Origin of the sequence: Streptomyces sp. 13-12-16, from assembly GCF_002114215.1 — a bacterium.
Classification (GTDB): Bacteria; Actinomycetota; Actinomycetes; order Streptomycetales; family Streptomycetaceae; genus Streptomyces.
Genome location: NZ_NCTE01000251.1, coordinates 1 through 2,112, shown reverse-complemented (window position 1 = coordinate 2,112; position 2,112 = coordinate 1). Strand labels below are relative to the sequence as shown.

General features: G+C 69.1%; 2 protein-coding genes. Both read left to right on the top strand.

Annotated features, from left to right (window positions below):
- Nucleotides 1–160: 160 nt before the first annotated feature.
- Entirely contained in the window at nucleotides 161–604 is a 444-nt protein-coding gene (locus B7767_RS11390) for a hypothetical protein (RefSeq protein WP_085572099.1), read from the top strand.
- A 70-nt stretch (nucleotides 605–674) separates the two neighbouring features.
- Nucleotides 675–1,511 (top strand): protein kinase, encoded by an 837-nt coding sequence (locus B7767_RS11385; protein ID WP_085572098.1) that lies wholly within the window; start codon nucleotides 675–677, stop codon nucleotides 1,509–1,511.
- The last annotated feature ends 601 nt before the right edge of the window (nucleotides 1,512–2,112 follow it).

Below are 2,112 nucleotides of genomic sequence, written 5' to 3'. Positions count from 1 at the left end.
CCAGCCAGTAGACCGGCCGCCCCGAACGGGGTGCCACCTTCCCTGGCTCCCCCTTCCCCGTTCGGGGTCGGCCTTCCATCCCCCGGTCGTCATAAGCCGTGCCTCGGCGACCGATGCGGGCGCAAGTGCCAGAACACAGCGACACTCAAGGAGTATTCGCATGACGGCAACGGCCAACGATCAGAAGACCGGTCGCGCGGTGGCTGGTGAGGAGCTGTTCGACAGCCTCACCCACTTCGTAATCGTCCACGACGGGCAGTCCCGCGAACGGGCCGAGCGGATCGCGGACCAGGCGGTGGCCTTCGTGGTCACCGCCGCGACCGCGACCGTCCCCATGGTCCCGTCCGACGACGTGGACCTCGGTCTGCACGCACTCATCCTGCACACGAAGGAGTACGCCGCGCTCTGCGACCGGTACGCGGGCCGCTTCCTCCACCACAACCCCATGCCGGGCGGAGGGCCCCGTGACCCGAAGAAGGTCGCCGAGTCCGCACACGCGATGAAGGCGGCCGGGTTCATGGTCTTCGACGACCTCTGGACCGTGGACGGCACGAACCTCGCGCAGTGCGACGCGGACTGCGGCCGTCCGTACGGTCAGGCGTAGCGACACGACACCAGCGACGCAGTCGGCCTCGATGCGGGGTCGGCCGCGCCGCCCGGAAGGAGAACAGACGTTGTCCGGGACACCCCCTGAACTGCCGATCGTCGTGCTCGACGCACTGATGCCCAGGGCTCAGCGCCTGGTCGTCAATCGTCGGGGCTCGATGGTCTGGGAGGTCGAGAGCCATCGGGGGCAGTACGCCGTGAAGGTCGGTTACCCGATCGAGGCGACGGCCGACTGGCCCGCACAGCCCTGGACGGCAGTCGCCCCCGCACGCGAAGGGGCCGTGCTGTACCGACTCGGCCTCGATGACTTCGCGTACGGCGAATGGGAGCTGGGCACCTGGAACCTCCAGCCGTGGCACGAAGGGCCCGACCTGTACGAGCTGTGGAAGCCCTGTCGTGAGCCGGACTCTCGTACGGAACCTCATACCAGCGCGGCCCTCGGCTGCGTAGAGGCGCTGGCCGAGCTACATGGCAAGGGCTGGGCCCACGGCGACGTGCAGCCCGCACACTTCATCATCGGCCCGGATCGCACGCACCTCATCGACCTGGCCTTGGCACGCGGCGGGCACGTCCCCGAGGGGTACGACTTCCCGTTCCGCGGCTGCCTCGTCCACTACGAGGCGCCGGAGATCGCGCGCAGCGTGCTTGCGACCGGAGAGGCGCAGCCTACGCAGGAAGCGGACATCTATGCGCTCGGCGCGTCCCTGCTCATTTCCGCCACGGGCTGGCGGGCCGTCGAGTACCCGGACGACGCACCGCGCCCCGAGCAGAGACAAGCCGTCGCGAGTGGCAAGCGCCGGCCTGTGAAGGTGCATGGCGAGCTGGGCGAATTGATCGACGCCATGCTCAGTCCGGCACCCGAGGACAGGCCCACGATCTACGAGGTCGGTAAGGCCCTGAGCTGAGCCGTAGACCCACAAGCAGAAGACCGGGCCACCCCTCCGCCTGGACAGCATTCAGGGTGGCCCGGTCTCGGAATCCCTGGTCAGGACCCCGGTGCCGATGGTACCGGGGCGGTTGGCGTGCTCGTATGCGGGTGCTGCTGGAACCCCGGTTCCTCGTTGTCGAGTTGGAGAGGAGTTCTGACCTGAGCCACCGAAAGTCAGCCACGACGGCGAGTGCGCCGAACGAGCACCCGTCACGTGTGTTTCCAGCAACCACCCGCCGGCCTCGACCACGCTTCTTCAATGCGTCACGGTCCTCGGTCCCATTCCGGCCGGAGCGTTGTCAGCGCTGCATGACGCATGGGCACCGCATGCGGCTCTGCGGCCCATCCGGCTTGGAGCGGTGGCCGGTTGGGCAGGGGGGTCGGCGCCGGCCTGGTCCTGGTGCTCGGGGAGGTCGGGTTTCCTCCTGGCCTGGTCGACAGCCTTGGCGGTGCTGCGCGCTGAGCGGCGGGGGGCCGCCGGAGCGGTGGCGGAGACAGGGAGCGACGGCGGCCACGGGCCGCCAGCGCGCGCGGCCCGCCGCAGGCGGGCCGCCTTGATCCAGTAAAGAAACTCTGAA

Excerpts from the sequence above, each read along its gene's own strand:
- B7767_RS11390 (WP_085572099.1), top strand. The coding sequence starts at position 161 with ATGACGGCAACGGCCAACGATCAGAAGACCGGTCGCGCGGTGGCTGGT.